The sequence below is a fragment of the Thiocystis minor genome, from assembly GCF_016653465.1.
GTDB lineage: Bacteria > Pseudomonadota > Gammaproteobacteria > Chromatiales > Chromatiaceae > Chromatium > Chromatium minus.
Map to the genome: position 1 here is coordinate 88,096 of NZ_NHSQ01000084.1, position 26,816 is coordinate 114,911.

20 protein-coding genes are annotated in these 26,816 nt (G+C 64.5%); 7 read left to right on the forward strand and 13 right to left on the reverse strand.

All coding sequences use genetic code 11. From position 1 onward, the window contains the following. Positions 1-7: 7 nt before the first annotated feature. Both CCR95_RS12005 and CCR95_RS12010 read right to left on the reverse strand, forming a co-directional pair. Positions 8-1,783 (reverse strand): hybrid sensor histidine kinase/response regulator, encoded by a 1,776-nt coding sequence (locus CCR95_RS12005; protein ID WP_242523205.1) that lies wholly within the window; start codon positions 1,781-1,783, stop codon positions 8-10. Positions 1,784-1,816: 33 nt separating this feature from the next. After that, a complete protein-coding gene (locus CCR95_RS12010) occupies positions 1,817-4,903 on the reverse strand; it encodes a chemotaxis protein CheB (RefSeq protein WP_201094599.1) in 3,087 nt (1,028 codons plus the stop codon). Between the two features lie 385 nt (positions 4,904-5,288). Between CCR95_RS12010 and CCR95_RS12015 the strand changes: the two genes are divergently transcribed. Then, complete coding sequence (locus CCR95_RS12015; protein WP_201094600.1) at positions 5,289-6,938, forward strand: glycosyltransferase family 39 protein; 1,650 nt, start codon at positions 5,289-5,291, stop codon at positions 6,936-6,938. Between the two features lie 17 nt (positions 6,939-6,955). Here the strand turns inward: CCR95_RS12015 and CCR95_RS12020 are convergent, their stop codons facing one another. Then, a complete protein-coding gene (locus CCR95_RS12020) occupies positions 6,956-7,402 on the reverse strand; it encodes a four helix bundle protein (RefSeq protein ID WP_201094602.1) in 447 nt (148 codons plus the stop codon). Between the two features lie 127 nt (positions 7,403-7,529). Between CCR95_RS12020 and CCR95_RS12025 the strand changes: the two genes are divergently transcribed. From CCR95_RS12025 to CCR95_RS12040, 4 genes are all read left to right on the forward strand, one after another. Next, positions 7,530-10,166, forward strand: coding sequence for a glycosyltransferase (locus tag CCR95_RS12025; protein ID WP_201094605.1), 2,637 nt, complete (start codon positions 7,530-7,532; stop codon positions 10,164-10,166). A gap of 48 nt (positions 10,167-10,214) precedes the next feature. Continuing rightward, on the forward strand, positions 10,215-10,517 hold the full coding sequence (locus CCR95_RS12030) for a BrnT family toxin (protein ID WP_201094606.1): 303 nt from the start codon (positions 10,215-10,217) through the stop codon (positions 10,515-10,517). Continuing rightward, the gene (locus CCR95_RS12035) at positions 10,504-10,833 is read left to right on the forward strand and encodes a hypothetical protein (protein ID WP_201094608.1); all 330 of its coding nucleotides are present in this window, start codon (positions 10,504-10,506) and stop codon (positions 10,831-10,833) included. The genes CCR95_RS12030 and CCR95_RS12035 overlap by 14 nt, the downstream gene beginning before the upstream one ends. Positions 10,834-11,013: 180 nt before the next feature. Then, a complete protein-coding gene (locus CCR95_RS12040) occupies positions 11,014-11,409 on the forward strand; it encodes a septal ring lytic transglycosylase RlpA family protein (protein WP_201094610.1) in 396 nt (131 codons plus the stop codon). A 1-nt stretch (position 11,410) separates the two neighbouring features. Here the strand turns inward: CCR95_RS12040 and CCR95_RS12045 are convergent, their stop codons facing one another. The 10 genes from CCR95_RS12045 to CCR95_RS12090 all read right to left on the reverse strand — a co-directional run bounded on the left by CCR95_RS12045 (position 11,411) and on the right by CCR95_RS12090 (position 21,878). Continuing rightward, positions 11,411-12,433: an ABC transporter permease gene (locus CCR95_RS12045; protein ID WP_201094688.1), complete on the reverse strand. Its 1,023-nt coding sequence runs from the start codon at positions 12,431-12,433 to the stop codon at positions 11,411-11,413. A 2-nt stretch (positions 12,434-12,435) separates the two neighbouring features. After that, a complete protein-coding gene (locus tag CCR95_RS12050; RefSeq protein WP_201094611.1) occupies positions 12,436-13,317 on the reverse strand; it encodes an ABC transporter ATP-binding protein in 882 nt (293 codons plus the stop codon). A gap of 19 nt (positions 13,318-13,336) precedes the next feature. Further along, positions 13,337-13,591 (reverse strand): molybdopterin converting factor subunit 1, encoded by a 255-nt coding sequence (moaD, locus tag CCR95_RS12055; RefSeq protein WP_201094613.1) that lies wholly within the window; start codon positions 13,589-13,591, stop codon positions 13,337-13,339. Positions 13,592-13,701: 110 nt separating this feature from the next. Further along, on the reverse strand, positions 13,702-14,958 hold the full coding sequence (locus CCR95_RS12060; RefSeq protein ID WP_201094615.1) for a molybdopterin molybdotransferase MoeA: 1,257 nt from the start codon (positions 14,956-14,958) through the stop codon (positions 13,702-13,704). 6 nt (positions 14,959-14,964) lie between these two features. Next, complete coding sequence (gene moaB, locus CCR95_RS12065) at positions 14,965-15,495, reverse strand: molybdenum cofactor biosynthesis protein B (RefSeq protein ID WP_201094617.1); 531 nt, start codon at positions 15,493-15,495, stop codon at positions 14,965-14,967. 160 nt (positions 15,496-15,655) lie between these two features. Next, positions 15,656-17,884, reverse strand: a complete 2,229-nt coding sequence (gene recQ / locus CCR95_RS12070) for a DNA helicase RecQ (RefSeq protein ID WP_201094689.1) — start codon at positions 17,882-17,884, stop codon at positions 15,656-15,658. A 217-nt stretch (positions 17,885-18,101) separates the two neighbouring features. Beyond that, positions 18,102-18,497, reverse strand: coding sequence for a phospholipase A2 family protein (locus CCR95_RS12075; protein WP_201094619.1), 396 nt, complete (start codon positions 18,495-18,497; stop codon positions 18,102-18,104). A 109-nt stretch (positions 18,498-18,606) separates the two neighbouring features. Beyond that, positions 18,607-19,740 (reverse strand): sodium ion-translocating decarboxylase subunit beta, encoded by a 1,134-nt coding sequence (locus CCR95_RS12080; protein ID WP_201094621.1) that lies wholly within the window; start codon positions 19,738-19,740, stop codon positions 18,607-18,609. Between the two features lie 5 nt (positions 19,741-19,745). After that, positions 19,746-21,536 (reverse strand): sodium-extruding oxaloacetate decarboxylase subunit alpha, encoded by a 1,791-nt coding sequence (gene oadA, locus CCR95_RS12085; protein WP_201094623.1) that lies wholly within the window; start codon positions 21,534-21,536, stop codon positions 19,746-19,748. 99 nt (positions 21,537-21,635) lie between these two features. Further along, positions 21,636-21,878, reverse strand: a complete 243-nt coding sequence (locus tag CCR95_RS12090; protein ID WP_201094624.1) for an OadG family protein — start codon at positions 21,876-21,878, stop codon at positions 21,636-21,638. A 64-nt stretch (positions 21,879-21,942) separates the two neighbouring features. Here CCR95_RS12090 and pbpC point away from each other — a divergent pair, with 64 nt between their 5' ends. Together pbpC and CCR95_RS12100 are read left to right on the forward strand one after the other, a co-directional pair. Further along, positions 21,943-24,075, forward strand: coding sequence for a penicillin-binding protein 1C (pbpC, locus tag CCR95_RS12095; protein WP_201094691.1), 2,133 nt, complete (start codon positions 21,943-21,945; stop codon positions 24,073-24,075). Positions 24,076-24,689: 614 nt separating this feature from the next. After that, positions 24,690-26,804, forward strand: coding sequence for a TonB-dependent receptor plug domain-containing protein (locus tag CCR95_RS12100; RefSeq protein ID WP_276570257.1), 2,115 nt, complete (start codon positions 24,690-24,692; stop codon positions 26,802-26,804). The last annotated feature ends 12 nt before the right edge of the window (positions 26,805-26,816 follow it).

Sequence of the window (26,816 nt, forward strand, 5' to 3'; positions counted from 1 at the left end):
GATTCGCTCAGTCGCCAAAAGGAGGAGCAGGACAGCGTGCCAGCAGGGCAACCAGCTCATTCTGCCCCAAGGGTTTGAGCAGATGCTCGTCAAATCCCGTCGCCCTGGTCCGTTCGACGTCCTGGGGCTGCCCATAGCCGGTGACCGCCGCCAGCCAGGCGGTGCGTCCCGGTTCGGTCGCGCGCAGTCGGCGCGCGACCTCGTAGCCGTCCATGCCGGGCAAACCGAGATCGAGCAGGATCAAATTGGGTCGCAGGCGTTCGATGGCCGCGAGCGCGGTGGGGCCATCCGGCGCAACTTCGACCTCTTGGCCGAGAAGACGCAGCAGCAGGGCACAGCTCTGGGCCACATCGGGCTGATCCTCGACGATCAGGATCCGGTGCATGGCCGTGGCGCACGTTTCGCGATCCGACGACGGCCTCGCCACCGGCAAACGCGACAGCGGCAGGCGCAGGGTAAAGGTGCTGCCCTGGCCGAGTCCGGGGCTCGTCGCCTCGACGCTCCCGCCGTGCAGCTCCACCAGCCCCTTGACCAGGGAAAGCCCCAGTCCGAGTCCGCCCCGGCTGCGTTCGCCGGTCTGCTCGGACTGCATGAAGGGGTCGAAAATCCGGGACAGCAGGGACGGCTCGATGCCGGCCCCCGTGTCGCAGACTTGGAGCACCGCGCGGCCGTCCGCCGTCTTCAGCGAGAGCGACACCACCGCTTCCGCCGCGCTGAACTGGCAGGCGTTGCGCAGCAGATTGACGACGATCTGGGTCAGGCGCACCGGCTCGCCGTTCAGGGGCAGGGGCAGGGCGGGGAGCGTCAGGGCCAGCCGCTGCCGGCGTTCTTCGAGGAGCGGACGGATCTGCTCGGCGGCATGCTCCACGATCTCGCGCAGGTCGCAGGGTTCCAGGGCGAGGCGTATCTTGCCGCGGCAGAGATGGGAGACATCGAGCAGGTCGTCCACCAGACGGGAGAGATGGCCGACCTGGCGGTTCAGAATGTCCGCGATCTGGTTGAGCCGCGTCGCATCCTGAGTTGGCGCAAGCCGCAGGATCTCGGCGACATGACGGATCGGGGCCAGCGGATTCCTAAGCTCGTGTCCGAGCATGGCGAGAAAGTGGTCCTTGCGTCGGTTTTCCTCGCGCTGGGCCGCCTCGGCAAGCCGCGCCGCCTCCGCGCGCTGGCGTTCGCTCAAGTCGCTCAGGGTGACGAGACAGGGCGTCGACACCCCGTCGCGCTCCTTCGCCAGGGCGAAATCCAGATGGGCCGGGAAGGGCATGCCGCCCGGTTTCCGCAGATGCAGATCGCAGGCTTGCCAGTTGCCCGTGGCGAAGACATTCTGGCGGCAGCGCAAAAAGTTCTCATGATCCGCGGGCAGGATGAAGCCGGTCAGCGGCCGCATGGTCAGGGCGTCGCGGGAGCGGCCCAGCAGGGTGGCCGCGGCGAGATTCGCCTCGCGGATCAGACCCTGTTCGGTGATGGTGAGATACCCCACCGGCGCCAGGTCATAGAGGTCGAAATAGCGCGTCCGAGACAGCTCCAGCGCCTCCTGGGTGCGACGCAACTCCTCGTTTTGCATTTCCAGTTCGATCTGGTGCACATTCAGATCCTGGAGCAGACGCTGGACGTCATCGGATCCGAGCGATGCCAGATCGTCCAGGCTTATGCTTTTCCGCCGTTCTCCCTTGCGCCGCTTCGGGACTGGCCCGTGTGCGGTCGATGGCTCTCGCGTGTGCGGTGCGTTGTCGATGGCGCTCATCGGATCCCTGGCCTCTTGTCGGTCGTTGTTATGATTCATCGCGTCCCCCGGCGGCTGTGGCGCCGCGGATTCCTATGCATCGCCCGTGCCGGCGGGCGACTCCCGTTCGGTGATGTCCTCGATCGCGAGCAGGATGGCGCCGGGCTGACCGCCCGCGGCGGCGAGACGGCGGGCGTTGAGTCGCAGGACGCGCACGCCGATTCGCGCAAACTCGCGGGTCAGCCGATAGTCCTCGCAACTGCTCCCCCGCGACTGAATGTCGCCGAGGAGGGTCGTCAATGCCGGGATGTCCCATTGCCCGTTGTCCAGCGCGCTCAGGGGTTGACCCAGAGTCTCCGCCTCGGCGATCCGAAAGCGCCGATAGAAGGCCGGGTTGGCCGAGATCACGCGTAACTCGGCATCCAGCACGAGCAACGCTTCGCGCACCGTCTCCACGATGCCCGCGGCCAGGGCGCGCGCCTCTTCGAGCGCCTGCTCGATCCGCTTGCGCGCGGAGATGTCCATGAAGGTCATCACCGCCCCCTCGATGACGTTGTCGAGGGTGACATAGGGTCCGATGCGCATCAGATACCAGTCGCCCTGCAGGGTCTGGACTTCTTGTTCGTAGGGTGTCAGGCGCTTGAGCACCGCCCGCGCGTCCTCGACCAAACCATGATAGTTCAGCAGGTTGGAGACGATGTCGCCGACCGGCCGGCCGATGTCGCTCTGAATCAGCTTGATCAGCCGGGTGGCGCTCGGGGTGAAGCGGGTGATGCGCAACTGGTGGTCGACGAACAGGGTGGCGATTCCGGTTCCGGCCAGCAGGTTGTTCATGTCATTATTGACGCGCGACAGATCGGCGACCTTGTCCTGCAGCTCGGCGTTGACGGTGGCCAGTTCCTCGTTGACCGATTGCAGCTCTTCCTTGGAGGTCTCCAGCTCTTCGTTGGTGGATTGCAGCTCCTCGTTGACCGACTGCATCTCCTCGTTGGTCGATTTCAGCTCCTCGTTGGCGCTCTGCATCTCTTCCAGGGTGCTCTGGAGATATTCCTCCTTGGCCCGCAGCTCCGACTCCAGTTCCGCGATGCTCCGCGCGCCGCTGCCCTGTTTCCCGCCGCCGGCGTCTTCCGCGGCGCGCGTCTCGACCGCCGGCGTGGGCACGGCCTCCAGCACCACCAGGTAAAGATCCGGCAGGACGCCGCCATCGAGCGCCTGGACCGGATGCACGGTCAGATTGACGCCGGTGAAGTCGCCGTTGGTCTTGACCCGCAGCGCCGGCAGATGGACCGACTCCTTGCGCGCCACCGCCCGCTGCAGCGACCGCGTCAGCTCGCGGCGCAACCCCTCGCGCGCCATCTCGAGGATGTTCATGGCGGCATCCCCGGCGGCGGGTTCCAGATACTGCCCGCTGCGGCCATGAATATAGAGAATCTCGCCGCGTCCGTTGGTCAGAATGCCGACCGGATTGAAATGATTCAGCAAGGCCCCTTCGGTCAGCGCGCGCGACTCGCTGACGGCCTGGCCCCGCCCCAACGGCGCGGGCACCCGCGGTCGCGCGCCGTTGGGCGGGGGCGAGGTGAAGTTGCTCGGCGCCAGCGAGGGAGCGCTCGGCGACGACTCCTGACGGACATAGAATTTCCACTTCCGGTTGAGCGGCGCGAAAGACGCGAGCGCCTCGCCCGTCGTCTCCGAGCTGCCCAGAAACAGCACGCCGCCCGGATTCAGGGCATAGTGGAAGAGCGACATCAGCCGTTTCTGCAGGTCACTGTTCAGATAGATCAGGAGATTGCGGCAACTGATCAGGTCCAGCCGCGAAAAGGGCGGATCCTTGATCAGGTTCTGCTCGGAGAACACCAGGAGATCGCGCACGACCTTCTGGATACGATAGACGCCATCCTCGGCATCCTGGGAGAAGAAGCGCGCCAGCCGCTCGGCGGAGACATCGACCGCGATGCTGGCGGGGTAGGCGCCAATGCGCGCGCGTTCGATCGAGCGGGCGTCGAGATCGGTGGCGAACATCTGCACCCGATAGGTCTTTTTCAGGGTTTCCAGATGCTCCTGGAGCAGGATGGCGATGGAATAGGCTTCCTCGCCGGTGGAGCAGCCGCACACCCAGATCCGCACCGGCGCGCCCGCCGGCTTGTTGGCGAACAGCCCCGGAATCACCTCGCGCTCCAGCACGGCGAAGGCCTCGGGATCGCGGAAAAAACAACTGACGCCGACCAGCAGGTCCTGAAACAGCGCGTCGATCTCCGCCGGATCCTTCTGGAGATAGCGCAGATAGTCGTCCAGTTGATCGATCCGGTGCAGCGCCATGCGCCGCTCGATCCGCCGTTCCAGGGTGCTGTGCTTGTACTGCGAAAAATCGTGGCTGGTGCGGTCGCGCAGGAGGATGCAGATCTTGTTCAACGCATCCACGGCCCGCGGGCGCGGCGAGACCGGCGCGCGCGCTTTTCTGCCAAAGGCATGCGCCGCGAAGTCCATGAGCTGCGCCGGCATCTCGGCCGGCGCCAGCTCGAAATCCACCAGTCCGGTGGCCAGGGCGCTGCGCGGCATGCCGTCATAGGTCGCGCTCTTGGGCGTCTGGACCATGACCATGCCGCCCTCGCCCTTGATCGCCCGCGCGCCCAGCGTCCCGTCGCTGCCGGTGCCGGAGAGGATGACGCAGATCGACCGCTCGTGCTGGTCCTGGGCCAGCGAACGGAAGAAAAAGTCGATGGGCAGACGCAACCCGCGCGGCGCCTTGGGCTCCAGCAGGTGCAGCTTGCCGTTCAGCAGGGCCATGTCCAGGTTGGGCGGGATGATGTAGGCGCAATCCGGACGAACCGTCACGCCGTCCACGACTTCCTGGACCTCCATGCTCGTGTAGCGTTTGACCAGTTCGGTCAGGATGCTCTTGTGATCGGGCGCGAGATGCTGCACCAGCACGAAGGCCATGCCGGTCTGGAGATCGGCGGGGATGGCGGAGAAAAACGCCTCGAAGGCCGCCAGACCGCCCGCCGAGGCGCCGATGCCGACGATCGGGAAAGGCGGTTCGGGCGCTGGCGCTGGCTCTGACGCGGTATCGGTGTTCGGCGGATCCGTCGGCTCCGCGACGAGCGGCGAGTTTGGCGCATCGGTTGCTGTAGCGTCTTCCCTTGCTGAATCCTTGTTCGCATTGTTGGTTTTATCCCTATCCATGGCGTGCCTATCAAAAACGTAGAGGGAAATGGGATGCCGCGTTCATTCGAGACTCATCCGACGACCGGCACGGGCAAAACGAACAGCCACTTAAACATGGCCTATATAACCATTCCTTGTCGCGAAAGCGATCCGTACAACTACCTCATTTTCACGAGACGTCGGCGCGGCCTGCCGACGCAATCGCCGTGGGAGCGCCGCCCTGGAGCGACGAGGCCGCTGCGACCAGCCTCGTTCGCGGCGGGGCGCCGCTCCCACGTCTGAGCACGGATTCAGGCTATCATAAGCCCTACTCGGTTCGGAACCTGACCACAGGTTCCAAATCCGTCGACACCGTCACAGACAGGCCGGCTGTTTAGTTAACCCCCCTTCAGGACCATCGCCCTTGCAGCACCCCTTTTCCTCGATCTCCGCCGCCGGTCCGCGACCCGACTCGGACACGGACACCAAACTCCTGATCGGTCTGCTGCTCGTCATCCTCTGCGCCGGCACGGCGCGGCTGTTCGGGCTCGATCATCTGCTGGTCTGGCATGACGAGGTCTTTACCCTGCTGCGCGTGTTCGGCTACCGCCATGACGAGGTCCAGGCCGCGATCTTCAGCGGACAACTCCTGACCCCGGACGATCTGTTGCGCGTCCAGCGCCCGGACCCCGCGCATACCTGGGCCGACGCCTTTCGCGCCTTCGCCGGGCATCCGGAGCACGCGCCCCTCTATTATGTATTGGCACGGCTGGCGACCGCGCTGCCGCTCGATCCGGTGAACGCCGCGCGCGGCGTCTCGGCCTTCTTCGGCATCCTGCTGATCCCGTCCGTCTACTGGCTGACACGCGAACTCTTCGGTCGCGGACTCGCCCCCTGGATCGCCGCCGCCCTGGTCGCCTGTTCGCCGCTTCAGTTTCTCTACGCTCAGGAGGCGCGTCAATATGCGCTCTGGCTGCTGCTGACGGCGTCATCGAGCGCCGCGCTGGCGCGCGCGATGCGCCGCGACCGGCGCACGGACTGGTGGCTCTACGGTCTGTTCATGACGCTCGGCGTTTATGCCCATCTGCTGTTCGTGCTGATGATCCCAGCGCACGCGCTCTACGGACTGACGGTCTCTCGGGCCGGCGACACTCAGGCGGGACGACTGGCCCGGCTGGCCCGCCGCTGGGGTATCGCGGTTGGCGTCAGTCTGATGCTGTTCACGCCCTGGCTGTGGGTGATCGCCACCCAGCCCGGCCGGGTCGATCATTTCACGCACTGGATGCAACGCCCGGTCGAGATCGGCGACCTGCTCGCGGCCTGGGCGCTGCATCCGACCCGAACCTTTGTCGACCTGACCCCAAGCCCCGTGCTCTGGTGGAGCCTGCTGATCGTCCCGCTCGTCTGGGCGCTGGCGCGTTTCGTCCGCCGTGCCCCGCGGGCGGCGGTCTGGCTGCTCGTCGCCATGGCGCTGGCCTACAGCGGCGTCATGCTGGGTCCGGATCTGCTGCTTGGCGGCAGCCGTTCGCTGCACGCGCGCTATGCACTGCCGACGCTGCTGGCCATTCAGATCATGGTCGCCTGGGTCATCGGCGCGGCCATCGCCGCGCCGCCCGGCTCCTGGTCGCGCCGTTCCGGGCTCATAGCCCTGGCCCTGCTGGTCGGGCTCGGCGGCTGGTCGCTGTTCGCCATCCAGCGCGCCGAGACCTGGTCGACCAAGAACTTCAGCGCGAGCAATGCCGATATCGCCCGCGTCGCCAATGCCTCGTCCTCGACCCTGATCGTGGCGAGCGACAGCGGGGTGGGACTGGGCGAGTTGATCTCGCTCGCCTATCATCTTGATCCGAGAGTTCGTCTCTGGGGGCCGCCCTGGAACCAGCCAATCACGGTTCCAGCCGGTTTTGAGACCCTGATCGCTCTGACCCCGTCGGATCAATTGCGGGACGCCATCGGTCCTGAACGGCTTTTGACGCCCCTGGCCGGCACCTGGCAATGGTTCGCGGTCGAACCGCGCCGAACGAACTCCGACAAACCGACCGCGCCGCCTTACGCGAACGAAGGAAGGGTTCATTAATCAGCTCAACAAGCCCATTAGCGAATACCTTTGGCGCCATTGTCGTTGTCGCTATCGTTGTCGTTGTCGTTGTCGTCATCGATTTGATCATAGCAACCACAATTCTCCCGCACTTCATGGTTGCGCTGTCCGAGCTTTGTCAGCATCGAAACGATCCGAATCAACATCGTCTTGGCATGCGTATTTTCAGCCGCACTCAGCACTCCGCAGGCTTCCAGGCAGTCCTGGATCGATCCGCATTCCAACGCCGAACCGCGAGCGATTTCGAAAAAGCGGCGTCGATCGGCGTTGGTTCCCTTGCCGTTGCCTTCGGCAAGGTTCAAAGGGATCGACTGCGAGGCCCGCAGCAGTTGGTCTCGCGCGTGGCGATCGATGCCTTTCAAACGCTTTGCGGTTTCGTACGCCCAAGCCACGTAGCGGATCGAGACCCGGTAGACGTCGAGTTGTTCATGGGCAAATTGCATTGATTCCTCGATAGCGACAACGACAACGATAGCGATAGCGACAACGATAGCGACAACGACAACGACAACGATTGTATTCGTTGGCTTTGTTTAACGTATTTTTACTCGTTACTCAGCGAACTAGCGCATGAATCGCTCTATCAATCTCGTCATCCCGCTCCTGATCGCCTTGCTGACGGCCACCGCCTGGTGGCTGTTGAACCAGCCCTCGGAAGAGCCGCCTTGGCCGAACCGGATTCAGGGCTTTTCCTTCGCGCCGATGCGCGCCGACGATGACCCGAGCCTGAAAAAATTTCCCTCGCCGGAAGAGATCGACGCGGATCTGGCGCTGCTGGAAGGACGCGCCCATGCGGTGCGGACCTACACCGTCGAGGATACGCTGGCCGACATTCCGCGCTTGGCCGCCGGGCATGGACTGAATGTGACGCTCGGGGCCTGGATCGGCAACGAAGCCGCCGCTAACGAGACCGAGATCAAACGCCTGGCCGAGGTGCTGAACGATGGCCATCGCAACCTCGTGCGGGTCATCGTCGGCAACGAGTCCATTCTGCGCCGGGATCTCCCGGTGTCCGAACTGATCGGTTATCTGGACCAGGTGCGCAAGCTCACCTGGCTGCCGGTCAGCACCGCCGAACCCTGGCATGTCTGGCTCAAGTATCCCAAGCTGGTCGAGCATGTCGACTTCATCACGGTGCATCTGCTCCCTTACTGGGAGGGGTTGCCGGTGGATCAGGCCGTGGACTATGCCGTCAGTCGCTATAACGAACTGAAGGAAGCCTATCCGAATAAGCCCATCGTCATCGGCGAGGTCGGCTGGCCCAGCAATGGCCGGCGTAACCGGGGCGCGGAGCCGTCGCCGACCAATCAGACGCGTTTTTTGCGCCGCTTCCTGGCCCGCGCCGAGGCCGAAAACTATATCTATTACGTGATGGAGGCGTTCGATCAACCTTGGAAGGCTAAGACCGAAGGGGCCACGGGCAACTATTGGGGCGTCTACAACGCCAACCGTCAGGCCAAGTTCGAGTTCAGTCAGCCGGTGGTGCGCATCCCGCAATGGCGCGAGCTGGCCGGTCTCTCGGTCGTGATGGGCGTGCTCCTGTTGGTCTTCCTCTATCGCGACAGCGCCACGCTGGCCAAGCGCGGCAAGGGGTTTCTAGCGCTCGTCACCTACGCCATCTCCACCGCCGCCGTCTGGATCGTCTACGACTACACCCGCCAGTACATGACGCCGGCGACGGCCATCGTTGGGGTACTGCTGCTGATCGGCGGGATCGGCGTCATCGTGCTGCTGATGGCCGAGGCGCACGAATGGGCCGAATCCATCTGGCTGAACAAATGGCGCCGTCCCTTCCCGCTGCGCACGGTGCCGGATGAGCAGTTGCCCTTCGTCTCGGTGCATGTGCCCGCCTATAACGAGCCGCCGGAACTGCTGTGCGCGACCCTGGACGCGCTCGCCGCGCTCGATTACCCGCGTTTCGAGGTGCTGGTGATCGACAACAACACCAAGGATCCCAAGGTCTGGGAGCCGGTCCAGGCGCATTGCGAGACGCTTGGCGAACGCTTCCGCTTTTTCCATGTCGACCCGCTCGCCGGCTACAAGGCCGGGGCGCTCAACTTCGCGCTGCGCCAGACCGACCCCGCCGCCGAGGTGATCGCGGTCATCGACGCCGATTATCTCGTGGTCCCGACCTGGCTGCGTCATCTGGTGCCGGGCTTCGCCGATCCGGAGGTCGCCATCGTGCAGGCCCCGCAGGACTATCGCGACGCCGACCAGAACGCCTTCAAGGCGATGTGCATGGCTGAATATCGCGGTTTCTTCCATCTCGGGATGGTCACGCGCAACGAACGCAACGCCATCATCCAGCACGGCACCATGACCATGATCCGACGCACAACCTTGGATGAAGTCAATGGTTGGGCCGAGTGGTGCATCACCGAGGACGCCGAGCTGGGTCTGCGGCTGTTCGAGGCCGGACACAAGGCGCTCTATATCCCCTGCACCTACGGTCGCGGGCTGATGCCGGACACCTTCGCCGACTTCCAGAAGCAGCGCTATCGCTGGGCCTATGGCGCGGTGCGTATCCTGCTGCGCCATCGGCGCGAGCTGCTCGGACTGCGCCGAACCGCGCTCACCGCCGGTCAACGCTATCACTTCGTCGCCGGCTGGCTGCCCTGGTTCGCGGACGGTTTCAATCTGCTGTTCAACTTCGCCGCGCTCGCCTGGTCGGTGGCCATGGTGATGTTCCCGGACACCATCACGCCGCCCTACCTGACCGTCGCGCTGGTTCCGCTGGTGCTGTTCGTGTTCAAGATGTCGAAGAGCCTCGTGCTCTATCGGCGCCGGGTCACGGCCACGCTGCGCCAGAGCCTCGCCGCCGGATTGGCGGGTCTGGCGCTGTCGCACACCATCTCGCGCGCCATGTTCGGCGGACTCGTCACCGGCAAGCTGGGATTCTTCCGCACGCCTAAGATGGCGGAGGCGCCGGCGGTCATCCGCGCCCTGGCGGACACCCGCGAGGAGGGTCTATTCGCCTTCGCCTTTCTGCTCGCCGCCGGTCTGGTGCTGCTGCGCGAGGATGCCTATATGCTCGACGTGCGGATCTGGGTCGCGGTGCTGGTGGTGCAGTCGATTCCCTATCTGGCCTCGGTGCTGGTCTCGCTGGTGAGCGCCTGGCAGCGTCTGCCGGCGGATCTGGTCGGGGTCATGGCGGAGATGAATGGTCAGCGGTTGAGCGGAGTGGAGCCGGTCGGGCGGGAGGGTTGAAGTCGGAGACATTATTGACAATGACAATACATTTGTTAGATTGTCCACATGGATATCTACTACGAACTCCACGGTCTCTCTTTCGTGTGGGACGCGCGCAAAGCGGCGGCCAACCCCATCCGTCACGAGGGCATTATGTTCGAGCAGGCAGCGACGGTATTTTTCGATCCGTTATTCCGGCTGGTCGAGGCGGACCGCCACGGCGAGGTCCGCGACGCCATCGTCGGTTATGACGGGACGGGGCGTTTGCTGTTCGTGGTTCATATTGAACTGGCCGAAGAGGAGGCAATCCGCCTGATCTCAGCCCGGCCTGCAACCAACGACGAGAGGCGAATCCATGAGCATTCCTGATCGCATCAAGGCACGTCTGACCAAAGACCGTCCGATGACCGCTATTACGCTGCGCATCCCGCTGGATGTCGTCGAGTCGCTGAAGGAAATCGCACCGCTTAGAGGATTCTCTGGCTACCAGGCTTTACTGAAGTGGTACGTGAGCGAGGGGCTACGGCGCGACGAAGCGCAATACGCCTTTGGATCGACCGCGCGATTGATTGCGGCGCTAAAAAAGCGCGGGGTGCCCGAAGCACTGCTGGACGAGGCCGCGCGCGAAACGGGCGGGGCGATTCCAAGCGTCCAGACTCAAATGACAACTGGTACACCCGCGTGAAGGGCGCCTTGCGAACGCGCGGATCGGGGATCGGTTTCAACAAGAATCGACCACTCCGCAAATATAGGGTTTACCCCATATAGGGTTTTCCCGTAGACTAGAGCCATTCCTAGTTCAACGACCGCGATTCCGGCCTGTTTAACCCTCGGAATCGCCGGTCCCTTGAAAGAGATTGGCCTCATGACAAAGACCCTGACAACCGCCGCGCTCCTGATGACTCTGCTCCCCATGACCTTCGAGTCCCAGGCCCGCCCGAATCCCGGTCACACCCAAAAAGGCATGGCATCCTTCTATCACGACAGCCTGCATGGCCAAAAGACCGCGAGCGGCCAGCGTTACAGCAAAAACCGGCTCAGCGCCGCTCACAAAACCCTGCCGCTCGGGACCAAAATCCGCGTCACCGACACCCTGACGGGCAACAGTATCGTGGTCAAGGTCAATGACCGCGGACCTTTCGTCAAGGGTCGTATCCTCGACCTCTCGCGCGAGGCAGCCAGCGAATTGGGGATGATCAAGAGGGGAGTCACCAGCGTCAAACTCGAAGTCCTGAGCCTGCCAGCGCGCAAGGATTCTTGATTTATTCCCATCGAAACAGCCAGGCGGCCAGGCTCAGGAAGAGCACGGCCAGTCCTCCGAGCAGGGCGATCTGGGGCAGGACATCGATGACGCCAGCCCCATCGATCATCACCCGTCGGGCGCCTTCCACCAGATGCGTCAGCGGCAGCAAACGCGAAAACGCCTGCGCCGCCGCGCTCGCGCCCTCCAGCGAGAACCAGACCCCCGACAGCAGCAGCATGGGCCAGGACACCAGATTGAGTATCCCATCGGCCACCTCCTCGGTGCGCAGACGCGCCGCCACGATCAGACCCATGCTGATGAGACACAAGGCGCCGGCCAGATAGACGAGCGCCAGCGCCAGATAGGAGCCGCGCATCGGAAACTCCAGCAACAGCGCGGCGCCCAGATAGACGACCAGACTCGCCGACAGCACCACGATCAGCCGCGACACGACCTGCGCCGTCAGAAACTCCCAGGGACTGAGCGGCGTCGCCTTGAGCCGGCGCAGCACACCATTCTTGCGATAGCGCACGATCACCCAGCCGACGCCCCAGAAGCTGGAGAACATGATGTTCATCGCGAGCACGCCGGGCAGCACCCAATCCACATAACGTAGCGCCTCACCGCTCACGGTCAGGCGTTGCGGCGCCGGACCGGCCCGCGAGGGATAGGCGCCCAGCAGAAGACGCTCGGCCAGATAGCCCTTGGGCGACTCGGAGTTCAGCCAGTAGACGGGCGAGCCGCGCGGATCGAGCAGCAGGTCCAACTGATGTCGTTCGACCTTCAGGATGGCGGCGTCCGGATCGGTCAGTGGGATGAAGTCGATGGACTCAAGGTCAAGAAAGGGCGAGGACACGCTGATCAATTGACCGTCCGGCGTGACGACGCCGACCTTGAGCAGAGCCTCCGGCTCGGCCCGAAAGATAAAGGCGAAGGCCAGCACCATCATGATCGGCATCAGGATGTTCCAGCTCAGTCCGGCGCGGTCGCGATAGAACTCGCGATTGCGCGCGACCAGGATGGCAAGGATTCGGCGCCACATCATCAAGTCCTTAACGCATGCCCGGTCAGTTTCAGAAAGAGGTCTTCCAGGTTCGGAATCGCCACTCGCAGACCGGTCAGATCGGCGCCGAGACGTTCCAGTTCGGCCAGCATGGGCGGCACCTCGTCGGTCTGGATCTCGATCTCGCCGTCGCGTGCCACGGCGCCGGACGGGAGTGGAACCCCCGCCGGCCAGGCCGAATCCGGCAGGCGAATCAGGCGCGCGGGAAACTGCACCTCGATCAGCTCGCGCGGATTGCCCTCGGCAATCAGACGCCCCCGGTCGACGATGGCGACCCGGTCGCACAGCCGCTCGGCCTCTTCCATGTAATGCGTGGTCATCACTACGGTGGTTCCGCGTCGGCGAACCCGTTCGATCAGGCCCCAGAAATTGCGTCGCGCCTGGGGGTCGAGTCCGGTCGTCGGCTCATCCAGAAACACCAGCTCGGGATCGTTGACCAACGCGACCGCCAGCAGCAGACGCTGCCGCTGACCGCCCGACAGCTTGCGGGTATCGCGATCCAGGATCTCGGCCAGATTGCACAGCCGGATCAGTTCCTCGCGCTCCGCCGTGCGCCGATAGAGACTGGCGAACATGGCCAGAGACTCGCTCACGGTCTGGAAATCCTGGAGCGCGGTCGCCTGGAACTGAATGCCGATGGACTGACGGTATTCACGGTCCAGCGGCTGCCCCTTGAACAGCACGCGCCCCGAGGTCGGCGGCTGGATGCCCTCCAGCATCTCCAGGGTCGTCGTCTTCCCCGCCCCGTTCGGCCCCAGCAGACCGAAACACTGACCGGACTCGACCCGGAAGCTGATGCCATCCACGGCTCGCACACCGGGATAGAGCCGGACCAGATCATGCGCTTCGATGAGGGTTGTCATGTTGTTGATAGACAGATCCTTAGCCCCCGGTCACCGGTGGGAAAAATGCAACCTCGTCTCCGTCGCGAATGGACGTTCGAGGCTGGGCAATCTCCTGATTGACCGCGCTCATGATCCGCTCGCCCTCGCTGAGCGCCTCCGCCCAGAGCCCGCCGCGCGTGCGCAGATGCTCTAGCAGATCCGTGATCGTGCCGACCCCAGCCGGTAAATCGAGCCGTTCCTCATGGCAGCCAAGCCGTTCGCGTAGTCGGGCAAAATAGAGAATTGTGATCATCGCGTCGGGGGTCTCTCGGGTTACCAATGAAACCGCGTCTCCACCGAGATCGAAGAAATCTCCAAAATCAGACACAAAATGAAAATCACGCATTTCGCGCTGGACGCGGTTTAGTGCAGCAAATCGGCAAAGGGCATGAAATCAACCAACTCGCCCCGCCGAATCGCCCGCCCCGGCGAGATCTCGATCAACCCATCCGCCCAGGCGACCGAGGACAGCACCGCCGAGGATCGGGTCGGAAAGACCGCCAGTTCGGGTTCGCCATCGGCGCCGGTCTGAAGACGCGCGCGATGGAACTCGCTGCGTTTATCCGGTTTCGGCCAGTCGAACCCGGCGCGGATCTTGAGGACGCGCGGCGCGAGATCCCCGCCCGCCCCCTGACGCCGCAGCACCACCGGGCGGGCAAACAGACAGAAGGTGACGAACAGCGAAACCGGATTGCCGGGCGCGCCGAGCACCGGCGTGCCCTGGACCCAGCCGAACGCGACCGGCTTGCCGGGGCGGATCGCGATGTTCCAAAGATCCAGGGTGCCGATCTTCTCGACCGCGGGCTTGAGATGATCCTCCTCGCCGACCGACACCCCGCCGCTGGCGAGGATCAGGTCCGACTCGCGCGCCCCTCGCGTCAGTGCGTCGGTGGTCGCGTCCAGTGTATCCGCGACGATCCCGAGATCCACCACCTCGCAGCCCAACCCCTGTAGCAGGCCGATCAGCAGAAAACGGTTGGAGTTGTAGATCTGGCCCGGTCCCAACGGCTCGCCCGGCATGGCCAGTTCGTCACCGCTGGCCAGGACCGCGACCCGCAGACGCCGATAGACCGGCAAGCGCGCGACGCCGACCGAGGCGGCCAGCCCAAGATGCTGGGGCGCGAGCCGCGTCCCGGTGGCGATCACCTCGGCCCCGGCGCGGATGTCCTCGCCGGCGCGCCGGATGTTCGCGCCCGGCTTGCAATCTAACGGAATACGCACCCGGTCGCCGTCGCGCTCGCAGATTTCCTGCACCACCACCGTATCGGCGCCGTCCGGGACGGGCGCGCCGGTGAAGATGCGCGCGGCGGTTCCCGGCTCCAGATCGACGCCGATCGATCCGGCCGGAATCCGCTGACCGACCCGCAGCCAGCCGTCATCCGCGGCCAGGTCCGCGTGACGGATGGCGTATCCGTCCATGGCGCTGTTGTCCCAGCCGGGGACATCGATAGCGCTCGTCACCGGCGCCGCCAGCACGCGCCCGAGCGCCATGTCGGTCGGGATGGATTCGCTGTCCGCGATCGGCTGGACCCGCGACAGCAGGAAGTCGATGGCCTCCTGCTTGGTCAGCGTGGGGCGTTTTTCCGCGGCCGGAGCCGGGCAGTCGTTGTGGGTCGTCATAGAGCTTCAGCGTTCGCGCAGACGGGGAATAAGTTGGGCGAAATTACAGGGCCGAGTGCGGATATCCAGTTGGGGCAGCAGGATCCCATCCCAAGCCGTCCGGCAGGCGCCGGTCGAGCCGGGCAGACAGAAGATAAAGGTGCCGTTGGCCAATCCGGCGAAGGCGCGCGACTGGAGGGTCGAGGCGCCAATCTCGGCGAACGAGATCTGACGAAAGAGTTCGCCGAAGCCTTCGACCACCTTGTCGAGCAGGGGCGCGATGGCCTCTGGCGTGCTGTCGCGCCCAGTGACGCCGGTTCCGCCGGTGCTCAGGACGACCTGCACCTCGGGATCGGCGATCCAGCGCGAAACCGCCGCGCGCAATTGATAGACATCGTCGCGGACGATCGCTTTCGCCACGACCCGGTGACCCGCCGACTCGGCCCGTTCCTTCAGCAGCTTGCCGGAGGTGTCCTGATCCTCGCCCCGACTGTCCGAGACCGTTAGCAGCGCGATGTTGAGCGGCAGAAAGGGTTGTTCGGTAAAGTGTTCGGTCATTATTCACCTCTTATCTATTGCCCCCTGGGATGTTCCGCCTGGGAGCGCCGACTTGTAGTCGGCCCTGGGGCCGCCGACTTGTAGTCGGCGATTGGAGCCGACGATAGATTGTCGTCGCAATCCACAACGTTCGTCCGACTACAAGTCGGCGGTCCCAGGATCAATCCGCCGAATTTCGCCCCATCCCCGCCCGCACGCAGCGCAGAAGCCCGTAGTCATAACGCCCCTCGAAGGCATCGAAGACCGGCTTCAGTCCCATCATCGCACCCTCGGGCAGTTGATCGAAGGCGAACTCGATACGCCGCCGGGTCTCGGCGTCGAGCTTGACCACGTCCTGAACGGCCAACTCCCCTTCCTCGATGCAGCGTGACAGATGGGTGTAGATGGTCGTGGATTTGAGGTTTCGGTGCAGGGCGATCGCCTCCGCATCCATCCCTTTGCGAAACAACCCCAGCGTTTCCAGGAGCGTGTCGCTCAGACCTCCCGACTCCCAGATCCGTCCCGACGATGGCGCAGCGCGGGAGACGGACCGCAGCGGCAGCGGCGGCAGCCCCGACGGACGGCCATGCCGCGCCGCGTGCTCGGACAGCACCCGCAGAAACTCCTCGCCGAAGCGTTCCAGCTTGGCCTGTCCGACACCCGTGATCTGGCTGAGTTCGTCCCGCGTGCGCGGACGATAGGTCAACATCTCGCGCAACGTGGCGTCGGCGAAGATGACATAGGCGGGTACGTTTTGCGCCAGCGCCAGTTGGCGACGCTGCTCGCGCAACGCCTGCCACAGCGCCGCCGCCTCCGGATCGGTCGGGGCCGCGGACACCGGGGCACGGGACGAGGCACCGCTCTTGCGCTCGGGATCGCGACGTAGCCGGATGGCGCGCTCGCCGCGCAACAGCGGACGACTCTGTTCGGTCAGCTTGAGCGCGCCATGGCCCTCCATGTCCACCGCGATCAGACCCGCCGCCACCAGTTGTCGGTAAACCGAACGCCATTGATCGGCGCTCATCGGCTTGCCCTCGACCGCTTTGCCGATCCCGTAGGTGCTCACCCGGTCGTGTCCGAAGCGGCGGATGCGCTCCAGGCTCTTGCCGAGCAGCACATCCACCAGATAGGCACTGCCGAAGCGCTGGCCGGTGCGATAGATGCAGGACAGCGCCATCTGGGCCGCGAGCGTCCCGTCCCAGGTCTCCACCGGCTCCTGACAGGTATCGCAGTTGCCGCAGGGCTTGGGCAGGGTCTCGCCGAAATAATTGAGCATCACCTGACGCCGGCACTCGGTGGTCTCGCAATAACCGAGCATGCCGTCGAGCTTGTGCAGCTCGATGCGCTTGAAATGCTCGTCCGCGTCCGAATCCTCGATGATCCGGCGCAGCATCACCACGTCGCCGATGCCATAGGTCATCCAGGCATCCGCCGGCTGACCGTCGCGCCCGGCGCGACCGGTCTCCTGATAATAGGCTTCGAGACTTTTCGGTAGATCCAGATGGGCGACGAAACGCACGTCCGGCTTGTCGATACCCATGCCGAAGGCGATGGTCGCGACCATGACAACGCCCTCCTCGCGCAGAAAGCGGGCCTGATGCGCGCGGCGCGTGTCGGCGGGCAGACCGGCATGGTAGGGCAGCGCGGGAAAGTCGTGATCCTGAAGAAAGGTCGCGGTCTCCTCGACCCGGCGGCGCGACAGGCAGTAGACGATGCCCGCGTCTTCCGGATGCTCGCGACGCAGGAAGGCCAGCAGTTGCTGACGCGGATTGGCCTTCTCGACGATGCGGTAGCGGATGTTCGGGCGGTCGAAGCTGGAGACGAACTGACGCGCCTGACCCAGGCTCAGACGGGTGACGATCTCGTTGCGGGTCGGGGTGTCGGCGGTGGCGGTGAGCGCGATGCGCGGCACTTCTGGCCAGCGGGTGTGCAACCGGTCGAGCTGGATGTATTCGGGTCGGAAGTCGTGCCCCCATTGGGACACGCAATGCGCCTCGTCGATGGCGAAGAGCGCGACCGGGATTCGGTCGAGCAGATCCTCGAAGCGTTCGGTCAGCAGGCGTTCCGGGGCGACATAGAGCAGATCCAGCCGACCCGACAGGAGCGCCTGCTCGACCGCGCGCGCCTTATCGGGGGTGAGTGAGGAGTTCAGAAAGGCCGCCCGCACGCCAAGCTGCGTCAGTGCGTCCACCTGATCCTGCATCAGCGCGATCAGCGGCGAGACGACGATCCCGGTCCCCGGACGCAACAGTGCCGGGATCTGATAACAGAGTGACTTGCCGCCGCCGGTCGGCATCAGCACCAGCGCATCGCCCCCGCCGACCACCAAATCGATGATCTCGGCCTGAGCGCCGCGGAAGCGATCGAAACCGAAGACCCGGTTCAGGATGCTCAGCGGCGTTTCATCCATCCGGGCGTTCGTCATCGTTGCGACCCCTGTGAGCGCCGACATGCTGTCGGCACCTGATGCGTCCGACATGTTGTCGGACGAGTCGGCCGGCTCCGACACAGCCGATAACCTGTCGGCTTCCTCAGGGCCGACGACAAGGCGGCACTCCCAGGGGCGGCGCTCTCAGAACGATTCGATGCACGCCCTGGAAGGTCAAACGGCATCAATGGCCCTCGCCTCACCAGCAGGGCGCCGCGACGCTCGACATCGCACCGAAGGCGTCCCAGGGAGTCGGCATGGGCATGCCGCCCCAGGGGCCGCCCGATTTGACGCGGATCACATACTCGGCCCATTGCAGCGGACGCGGCAGATAACCGACCTGAGCGGCAATCGTATGCAGTTCGGAGACAAAAGCGATGTCGCATCCGGTCTCGGAACCCGGCGCGGCCATGCATAGATCATGACGCATGCAGGCGGCGTCGAAGGCATCGACGGGCGGCGGAAAACCGCCGTTCGGGTAGTTGATGCCGCACCAGTTGCCATAGATCGGCATGCACTTGAAGGCGGCGGCATCGGTGGCGAGGATGGCCAGCAGTGCGCCGGCCAGATAAGTCGGAATCCTTGAGCGGGTCATGGAACCTCCTCGGTCGTCTGAAAGGCAGGGTGAAACGAGCTGTCTGGATAGTATCCGATTGCACCGGATTTTCGCTCGTTTTCAAAGCTCCAGCCCTGCCTTCCCGCTCTTAAGGCCCAATCAAGGCGAGCAACAACCCAGCGGCCACTGCCGAACCAATGACCCCGGCCACGTTCGGCCCCATGGCATGCATCAACAGGAAGTTGTGCGGATCCGTTTCCTGCCCGACCTTGTTGGCGACCCGCGCGGCCATCGGGACGGCGGAGACGCCGGCGGCGCCGATCAATGGGTTGACCTTGCCACCCGTGGCGTAGCACATGATCTTGCCCATCACGACCCCGGCGGCGGTGCCGATACAGAACGCAAACGCGCCAAGCAGCAGGATGCCGAGCGTCTCCAGGTTGAGAAACTTGTCCGCCGAGAGCTTGGAGCCGACCGCCAGACCCAGCAGGATGGTGACGATGTTGATGATCTCGTTCTGGGCCGCGCGGCTCAGACGCTCGACCACGCCGGCTTCGCGCAGCAGATTGCCGAAGGTCAGCATCCCGATCAACGGGGCCGCCGAGGGCAGCAGCAGCGCGCACAGGATCAGTACCACGAAGGGAAAGAGGATGCGCTCCAGCCGCGAGACCGGACGCATCTGTTCCATCACCACGGCGCGTTCTTTTTGCGTGGTCAGCGCGCGCATGATGGGCGGCTGAATGATTGGTACCAGCGCCATGTAGGAATAGGCTGCGACCGCGATGGCCCCGAGCATGTCCGGCGCCAGCCGCGAGGCCAGGAAGATGGCGGTGGGTCCATCCGCGCCGCCGATGATGGCGATGGACGCCGCCTCCTTCATGGTGAAGTCGAACCCCGGCAGACCGTTGAGCAGCACGGCGCCGATCAGGGTTGCGAAGATACCGAATTGGGCCGCGGCACCCAGCAGCAGCGTGGAGGGTCGCGCGATCAGCGCGCTGAAATCGGTCAGCGCCCCGACCCCCATGAAGATCAGCAGCGGAAAGGCACCGCTCTCGATGCCGACATGATAGACCTGTCCGATCAGGCCATCCGGCCCGCCGATCCCGGCAACCGGAATATTGCACAGCAGCGCGCCGAACCCGATCGGCACCAGCAGCAGCGGCTCGAATTTCTTGACGAGCGCCAGATAGATCAAGAGACAGCCGACGCCCATCATCAGGGCCTGGCCCCAGTCCAGATTGGCGATCCCGGTGGAGAGCCAGAGTTGTTGAATTTCGTCCATCGCGGTCAGCCCAGGGTGAGCAGTGGGGTGCCAACGGCGACGGTGTCGCCTGACTTGACACAAATGTCGATGACGGTGCCGGCCGTGATCGCCCGGACCTCCGCCTCCATCTTCATGGCCTCAAGCACGACCACGACCTCGCCGGCCGCGACCGCCTGACCCTCGCTGACCATGACCTTGACGATGGTGCCGGCCAGCGGCGACGCGACAGGGTTGGCATCGGAGCGGGACGTTACCACGGGCGCAACCGTTTGCCCCATCGGTTGCAGCGACTCGATGGCACCCTGCGGCGAGACCTTGACGTCATAGGCGCGACCGTTGACCTCGATGCGATAGCGCTCGGAACCCGTCATCGGCGCACTCGCCGCGGCGACAGGCGCCGCGGGCTTGTCCTCGATGGTCCAGGGCGGCGGCTCGAAGGCAGCGGGGTTACCGCGATTTTCGATGAATTTCAGGCCCACCTGAGGGAACATCGCATAGATAAGCACGTCATCGACAGCGTCCCCGACCAGATCGAGCTTGCGCTCGCCTGCAATGGTCTCCAGCTCTTCGGTCAGTCGCTCCAGCTCCGGGCTCAGCTCGTCCGCCGGGCGGCAGGTGATGGGTTCCTCGCCGTCCTTCAGGATCCGCGCCTGCAGATCGGCATCGACCGGCGCCGGCGTGGCCCCATAGGCGCCTTTGAGCACGCCGGCTGTCTCGTTGGTGATGCTCTTGTAGCGCTCGCCCATCAGCACGTTGAGCACCGCCTGACTGCCGACGATCTGCGAGGTGGGCGTCACCAGCGGGAGATAGCCCAAATCTTTGCGCACCTTCGGAATCTCTTCCAGCACCTCGTCGAGACGATCGCCGGCGCCCTGCTCGCGCAACTGGTTTTCCATGTTGGTCAGCATGCCGCCCGGTACCTGGGCGACCAGAATCCGCGAGTCCACGCCCTTGAGCGCGCCCTCGAAACGGGCGTATTTTTTGCGCACCTCACGGAAATAGGCGGCGATCTCTTCGAGCAGCAGCAGGTCGAGCCCGGTGTCGCGCGGCGTGTCCTGGAAGATGGCGACTACCGATTCGGTTGGCGAATGGCCGTAGGTCATGCTCATCGAGGAGATGGAGGTATCGACCATGTCGATCCCCGCCTCGGCGGCCTTGAGGATGGACGCGGTGCTGAGTCCGGTGGTGGCGTGGCACTGCATCCCGAGCGGGATCGCGCAGGTCGCCTTCAGGCGGGTCACCAACTCCTCCGCGACATAGGGCCGGAGCAGTCCGGCCATGTCCTTGATGCAGATGGAATGGCAGCCCATGTCCTCCAGCCGCCGCCCCATGTCCACCCAGTAATCGACATCATGCACCGGGCTAACGGTGTAGGACATGGTGCCCTGGGCGTGGGCGTCGGTGGCGAGGGCCGCATGCACCGCCTGCTCCAGATTGCGCAGATCGTTCATGGCGTCGAAGATTCGGAACACGCCGATGCCGTTGACGGCGGCGCGTTCGACGAATTTCTCGACCAGATCGTCGGCATAGTGGCGATAACCGAGCAGGTTCTGTCCGCGCAGCAGCATCTGCTGGGGCGTGTTGGGCATCGCCGCCTTGAGTTGGCGCAAACGGTCCCAGGGATCTTCGCCCAGATAGCGGATGCAGGCGTCAAAGGTCGCGCCGCCCCAGGTTTCCAGGGACCAGTAGCCGACCTGATCCAGCTTCGCGGCGATGGGGAGCATGTCCTCGATGCGCATGCGGGTCGCCAGCAGTGACTGATGGGCGTCGCGCAGGACGACTTCGGTAATGCCAAGGGGAGAGTTTTGAGTCATGGTCTATTTCTGCAAATTGCTTGAGCCAGACGCGCTCGACGCCTGGGACGGGCGTAATCGATGGGGTTCGGAATGATTGGCGGGGCGGACGATTGAGCTTCAGTGTTGGCGGCGATAACGCGCGACGGCGGCGGCGATGACCGCGATCAGATCGTCGGGCGCGGAAGACGGGGACTGCGTTGGCGTGGTCGCGAGCGGCAGCGCTTCTTCTGGCGCCAGGCGCAGGATCAGCGAGGACATCAAGCGCAACACGCCAACCAGCAGCAGCAGGAAGGCATAAACAATGCCCATGCCGATAACCATCAGGCGCAGACTCTCGATTAATAACGTACTTTCATTCATGCTCTAAGACCCCATCGGGAAAGCCAATCGGCTCGGATACCGCAAACTCGCGAGCGTAACCGTGATGAAGGCAATCAGCAAGGTTTGGCGGCGTCGCTGGTGGACGTTCGCCCTGAGCGGACTGCTCGTCGCGCTGGTCGCGGGTGTCCTGTCCGGCGTCGCTACGCTCATCGTTGCCACCGAACTCCCCGACTCCAACCCCGTCGTTTCGACCCTGATGCTCGACCGCGACGGGCGTTTGCTGCGTCCCTTCACGGTCGCCGGTGGACGCTGGCGCCTGCCGGTCAGTCTGGACCAGGTCGATCCGGGCTATCTCGCCATGCTGCTGGCGGTGGAGGATCGGCGTTTTCGCACGCATGTCGGCGTCGATCCCCGTGCGCTTCTGCGCGCCGCCGGACAATTTCTGGTCAACGGACACATCGTCTCCGGCGGCTCCACCCTGACCATGCAAGTCGCCCGACTGCTGGAGGGCGAGTCGACCCGACGACTGTCCGGCAAGCTGCATCAGATCCGTCTTGCGCTGGCCCTGGAGCGCCGGCTGGACAAAGACGCCATCCTGACCGCCTATCTGACGCGCGCGCCCTATGGCAGCAATCTCGAAGGGGTGCGCGCCGCCGCGCTGGCTTGGTTCGGCAAGGAACCGCGCCGTCTGAGCGCCGCCGAATCCGCCCTGCTGGTGGCCCTGCCCCAGGCGCCGGAGTCGCGTCGCCCCGATCGCGACCCGGCCGCCCTGCGCCGGGCGCGCGACCGCATTTTGGAGCGCGTCCATCGTCTCGGCGTCATCGACGGGATCGAGCTGGCCGCCGCGCTGCGCGAACCGGTGCCGACCCGGCGGCGCCCCTTCCCGATGCTCGCCGCCCATCTCACCTGGCGTCTGCATCGGGCACACCCGGAGCCGGCCAGCCAGCGACTGACCATCGATGCCGGGCTCCAAAAACGTCTGGAACGTCTGGCCGTCGAACGGGCGCCCGCGTTGGGCGCCAAGGTCTCGCTCGCCCTCTTGGCGGTCGATCATGCGACCGGCGAGGTGCTGGCCTCGGTCGGGTCGGCGGATCTATTCGACGACGGACGGCGCGGCTATATCGACATGACCCGCGCCCCGCGCTCGCCCGGCTCCACGCTCAAACCGCTGATCTACGGTCTCGCCTTCGAGGACGGCATCGCTCATCCCGAAAGCCTGATCGAGGATCGCCCAAGCGGCTTCGCCGGCTATGTCCCGACCAACTTCGATCGCGAGTTTCAGGGCACGGTGAGCGTGCGCCGAGCGCTGCAATTCTCGCTGAACATCCCTGCGATCCAGCTTCTCGATGCCGTGGGGCCGGAGCGTCTGGCGGCGCGTCTGCGCCGCGCCGGTGCGCAGCCGCTGCTGCCGGATCGCTCGCCGCCGGGGCTCGCCATCGGACTGGGCGGGGTCGGTCTGACTCTGACCGATCTGGTGCGCCTCTATGCCGCCATCGCGCGGGGCGGAACGGCGGTCGAGCTGAAGGAGCGACTGAATGAAACTCAAACGGGAAAGGCGCTTGGGGTGCCCGTCGATGCGTCCGCGTCGACTCGCGGCCCGCCGGTGCTCGATCCGCGCGCCGCCTGGTCGGTCGCCTCCATCCTCGCCGGCGCGCCCACGCCGCTGCACACCCCGACGGGCGGCATCGCCTTCAAGACCGGCACCTCCTACGGCTACCGCGACGCCTGGGCGATCGGTTTCGACGGTCGTCATGTCATCGGCGTCTGGACCGGACGGCCGGATGGCGCGCCGGTGCCGGGTCTGGTCGGCCTGGAGGCCGCCGCGCCCATCCTGTTCGACGCCTTCACCCGTCTGGGTCCGCGCGTTCCGCTGCCGTCGGCGCCGCCCGGCATCCTGACCGCCGCCAGTTCCGCCGCGCTGCCGCCACCGCTGCAACGGGTCCGCGATCCCCGGCAAGCCAGCGCATCGGATGCGACAGACTCTGTCCTCGAAATCGCCTATCCTCCGCCGGATGCACGAATCGATCTGGGCTTGACGACCGGTCGGCACGCCGATCTGGCACTCAAGGTTCGGGGCGGCTCGCCACCCTTCACCTGGTTCGCCAATGGTGCGCCGATCGCGCGCGAGCCCTTCGACCGGATCGCCCGCTGGACCCCGGATGGCCCCGGATTCGTCATCATATCGTTGATTGATGGACGGGGCGTGGCGGCGCGCGCGACGGTCTTTCTGGAATAATGACGGCAAACTGTGACGCGCTTCACGAAACAAACATTTTCACCGTGTTCGATTCAACCGCGTTATAGAGTGACGGGGGGCATGCGAGTGACCCCAGACTTGCGGGTCGTTCACGGGGCTTGGCGCAACGCGGTTGAGAATTTCGGCTTTGATCATCGACAACGAGCGATGGCCGAAACGATGATCGACGCCCGAATTTCCTTTCCCACGAACTTAATTGTAGTGTTCGGGCGCTGGAAACCGGCCTAACAGGATGTCACCGAATAGCATGCCAACAGCCAACAGCCAACAGCCAACAGCCAACAGCCAGGGATTGTCGCTCGGGTCGCCTCAAATTCAAGCTGGATTCTGGTTGCCCAGGTCATTTTCTGCGAAGCATTGACCGATTTTCCGCTCGCCCCGCGTCCTAAGAGTCTGTTCATAAAGTTCTCATTGAATTACATATGGTTCCTGAACATGGCACCGACGGAAACCAAGTTTGTGCCTTAATCGCGTCAAGGACGTAACCGCAACCATTTAATCTCATTAGGAAAACTTTTCAAACAGACTCTAAGCCCTTTGGCTTCGCTCAGAACAGGCTTGCCGAAGGGTCGAAGAGAGACAAGGATCGCAGGATGAACAGAAAATTGTGCTCCGAAACCGGATTCAAGATGAACGCCTTCATCAACACGGGAACGCGCCATCTGCGTCGCGGGCTCCTTCGATTGACTCAAGGACACTCGTTCCGGTCGCTCTGCCTGGGAGCAGGTCTGCTGTCACTCGCCAACGCTGGATACGCCGTGGAAACGACGGCAGACGACAGTCAACTCAACGACCTGCTCGCGCTCCTGGAGAACGAAACCGAGCTGGCGACCAAAACAGGCATGAACGCGAACTTCATCCCCGGCATCGCGACCGTTCTGAACGGCGACGAACTGCTCGCGCGCGGCGCGCGCACCGTTTGGCAGTCGCTGTCGCTGGTGCCCGGCATCGCGCAAGGGCTCGAAATGACCGGCGAGCGCCAGATTTTGAGTCGTGGCGTCGGCTTCGGCTATGCCTCGGGCAATGTCAAGATCCTGCTCGATGGCGTGTCCATGAACTCCACGCTGCTGGCGACCGCCAATGCGGTGCTTGACATCCCGATCGAGCAGATCGAGCGGATCGAGGTCATCCGCGGCCCCGGCTCCTCGGTCTACGGCGAGTATGCCTACGCGGGCGTGGTCAACATCGTCACGCGCAAACAGGCGCGCACCCTGCATCTTCAGTCCGGCGAGGACGCGGACAGCGGCGGCGGACTGATCTGGAGCTGGCATGACAAGCAACGGGATCTGACCTTTTCGGTCAACCTGGCCGGGCTGGAGGGCGACGGCGCGGGCGTGCGGGTCGCGGAGGACGCGCTCCACGCGACTGGCGAGCGGGAACTCTCGAACGCGCCGGGGCGCTCCAACGAGGCTCATCGCTACCGGGGACTCTTCGCCGACCTGCAATGGGGCGCGACCTTCGCGTCGGTCAAGCTCTTGAACGACGACTACGGCGATCATTTCGGGATCAACCATTTTCTGCCGCCGCCGGACCAGAATCTCGCCTCCAGCAATCGTTATCTGACGGCCGAGGTCGGACACGATGTGCGTTTCTCGGAGTCGCTCGACGCGCGCCTCCGGCTGGAGGCCTTGCAACACGAGCGCGACCGCAACGACCTCTACGTCTTCCCGGCGACCTATCTCGGCGACGCGCCGATCCGCATGGATCAGGACTATCGCGAAACCCGCCTGCTGGCCGCGGCCGATCTCCATTGGCGGCCCGTCTCGGAGCATGCGCTGCTGTTCGGCCTGGAGGCCAGTCAGGTCGAGGTCGATCAGGCGAGTTGGGAGTGGAACGGTCTGCCGTTCGAGATTCCCGCGACCTGGCTGGATCTCGATCGCGAGCGGCAAATCCTCGGCGCGATCGTGCAGGATCAGTTTCGCGTCAGCGAGCGGGTCACGCTGACCGGGACGCTGCGCTATGACGAGTACAGCGATGTGGACGCCTTCCTGAGTCCACGCCTGGCTGCGGTGTGGCGAGTCGATCCCGCGAACGTGCTCAAATTCCAGTATGCGCGGGCCTTCCGTCCGCCCACCTTCTATGAACTGGAATATGCCGCCTGCCCGTCCCTGAACGCCAGCGAGATTGCGACCTACGAGCTGGGCTACATCCTGACCAAGCCCCGGTGGGAAGGGCGTCTGACCCTCTTCCACTCCGACCTGACCGACCCGATCGCCTTCGACGAGAGCGGCCAGGAAGGCTATGTCAACGGCGCGGATGCCCGACTGCGCGGGATCGAACTGGAATACGTGCATCGACTCGGCTCCAAGGTCAAGCTCGATGCCAACCTGTCCTACGTGGACGCCACACGACCCGCCACCGGCGAGGCGCTGACGGGCGGCGCCAGCCTGCTCGGCAATCTGGCGCTGCTTTGGAAACCGCGGGAACGCTGGACCGCGGCGTTGCAACTGCGCTATGTCGGGGAGCGTCAGCGACAGGATCTGCCCGGACGCAAAGCGATCGATCCCTACGCCCAATGGGATTGCACCCTGAATTACCGCACACCGCTCAAGGGACTGTTCGCCTCCCTGGGGGTCAAGAACCTGACCGACGCGGACATTCGCTATCCCGATCAGCTCACCAGTTTCGGCGGGGTCGATCTCCCCTATCCGGACGGCTACCCGCGCCCCGGCCGGCGCTGGTGGCTGTCGGTCGGTTACGACTTCTGACGACACCCGCGC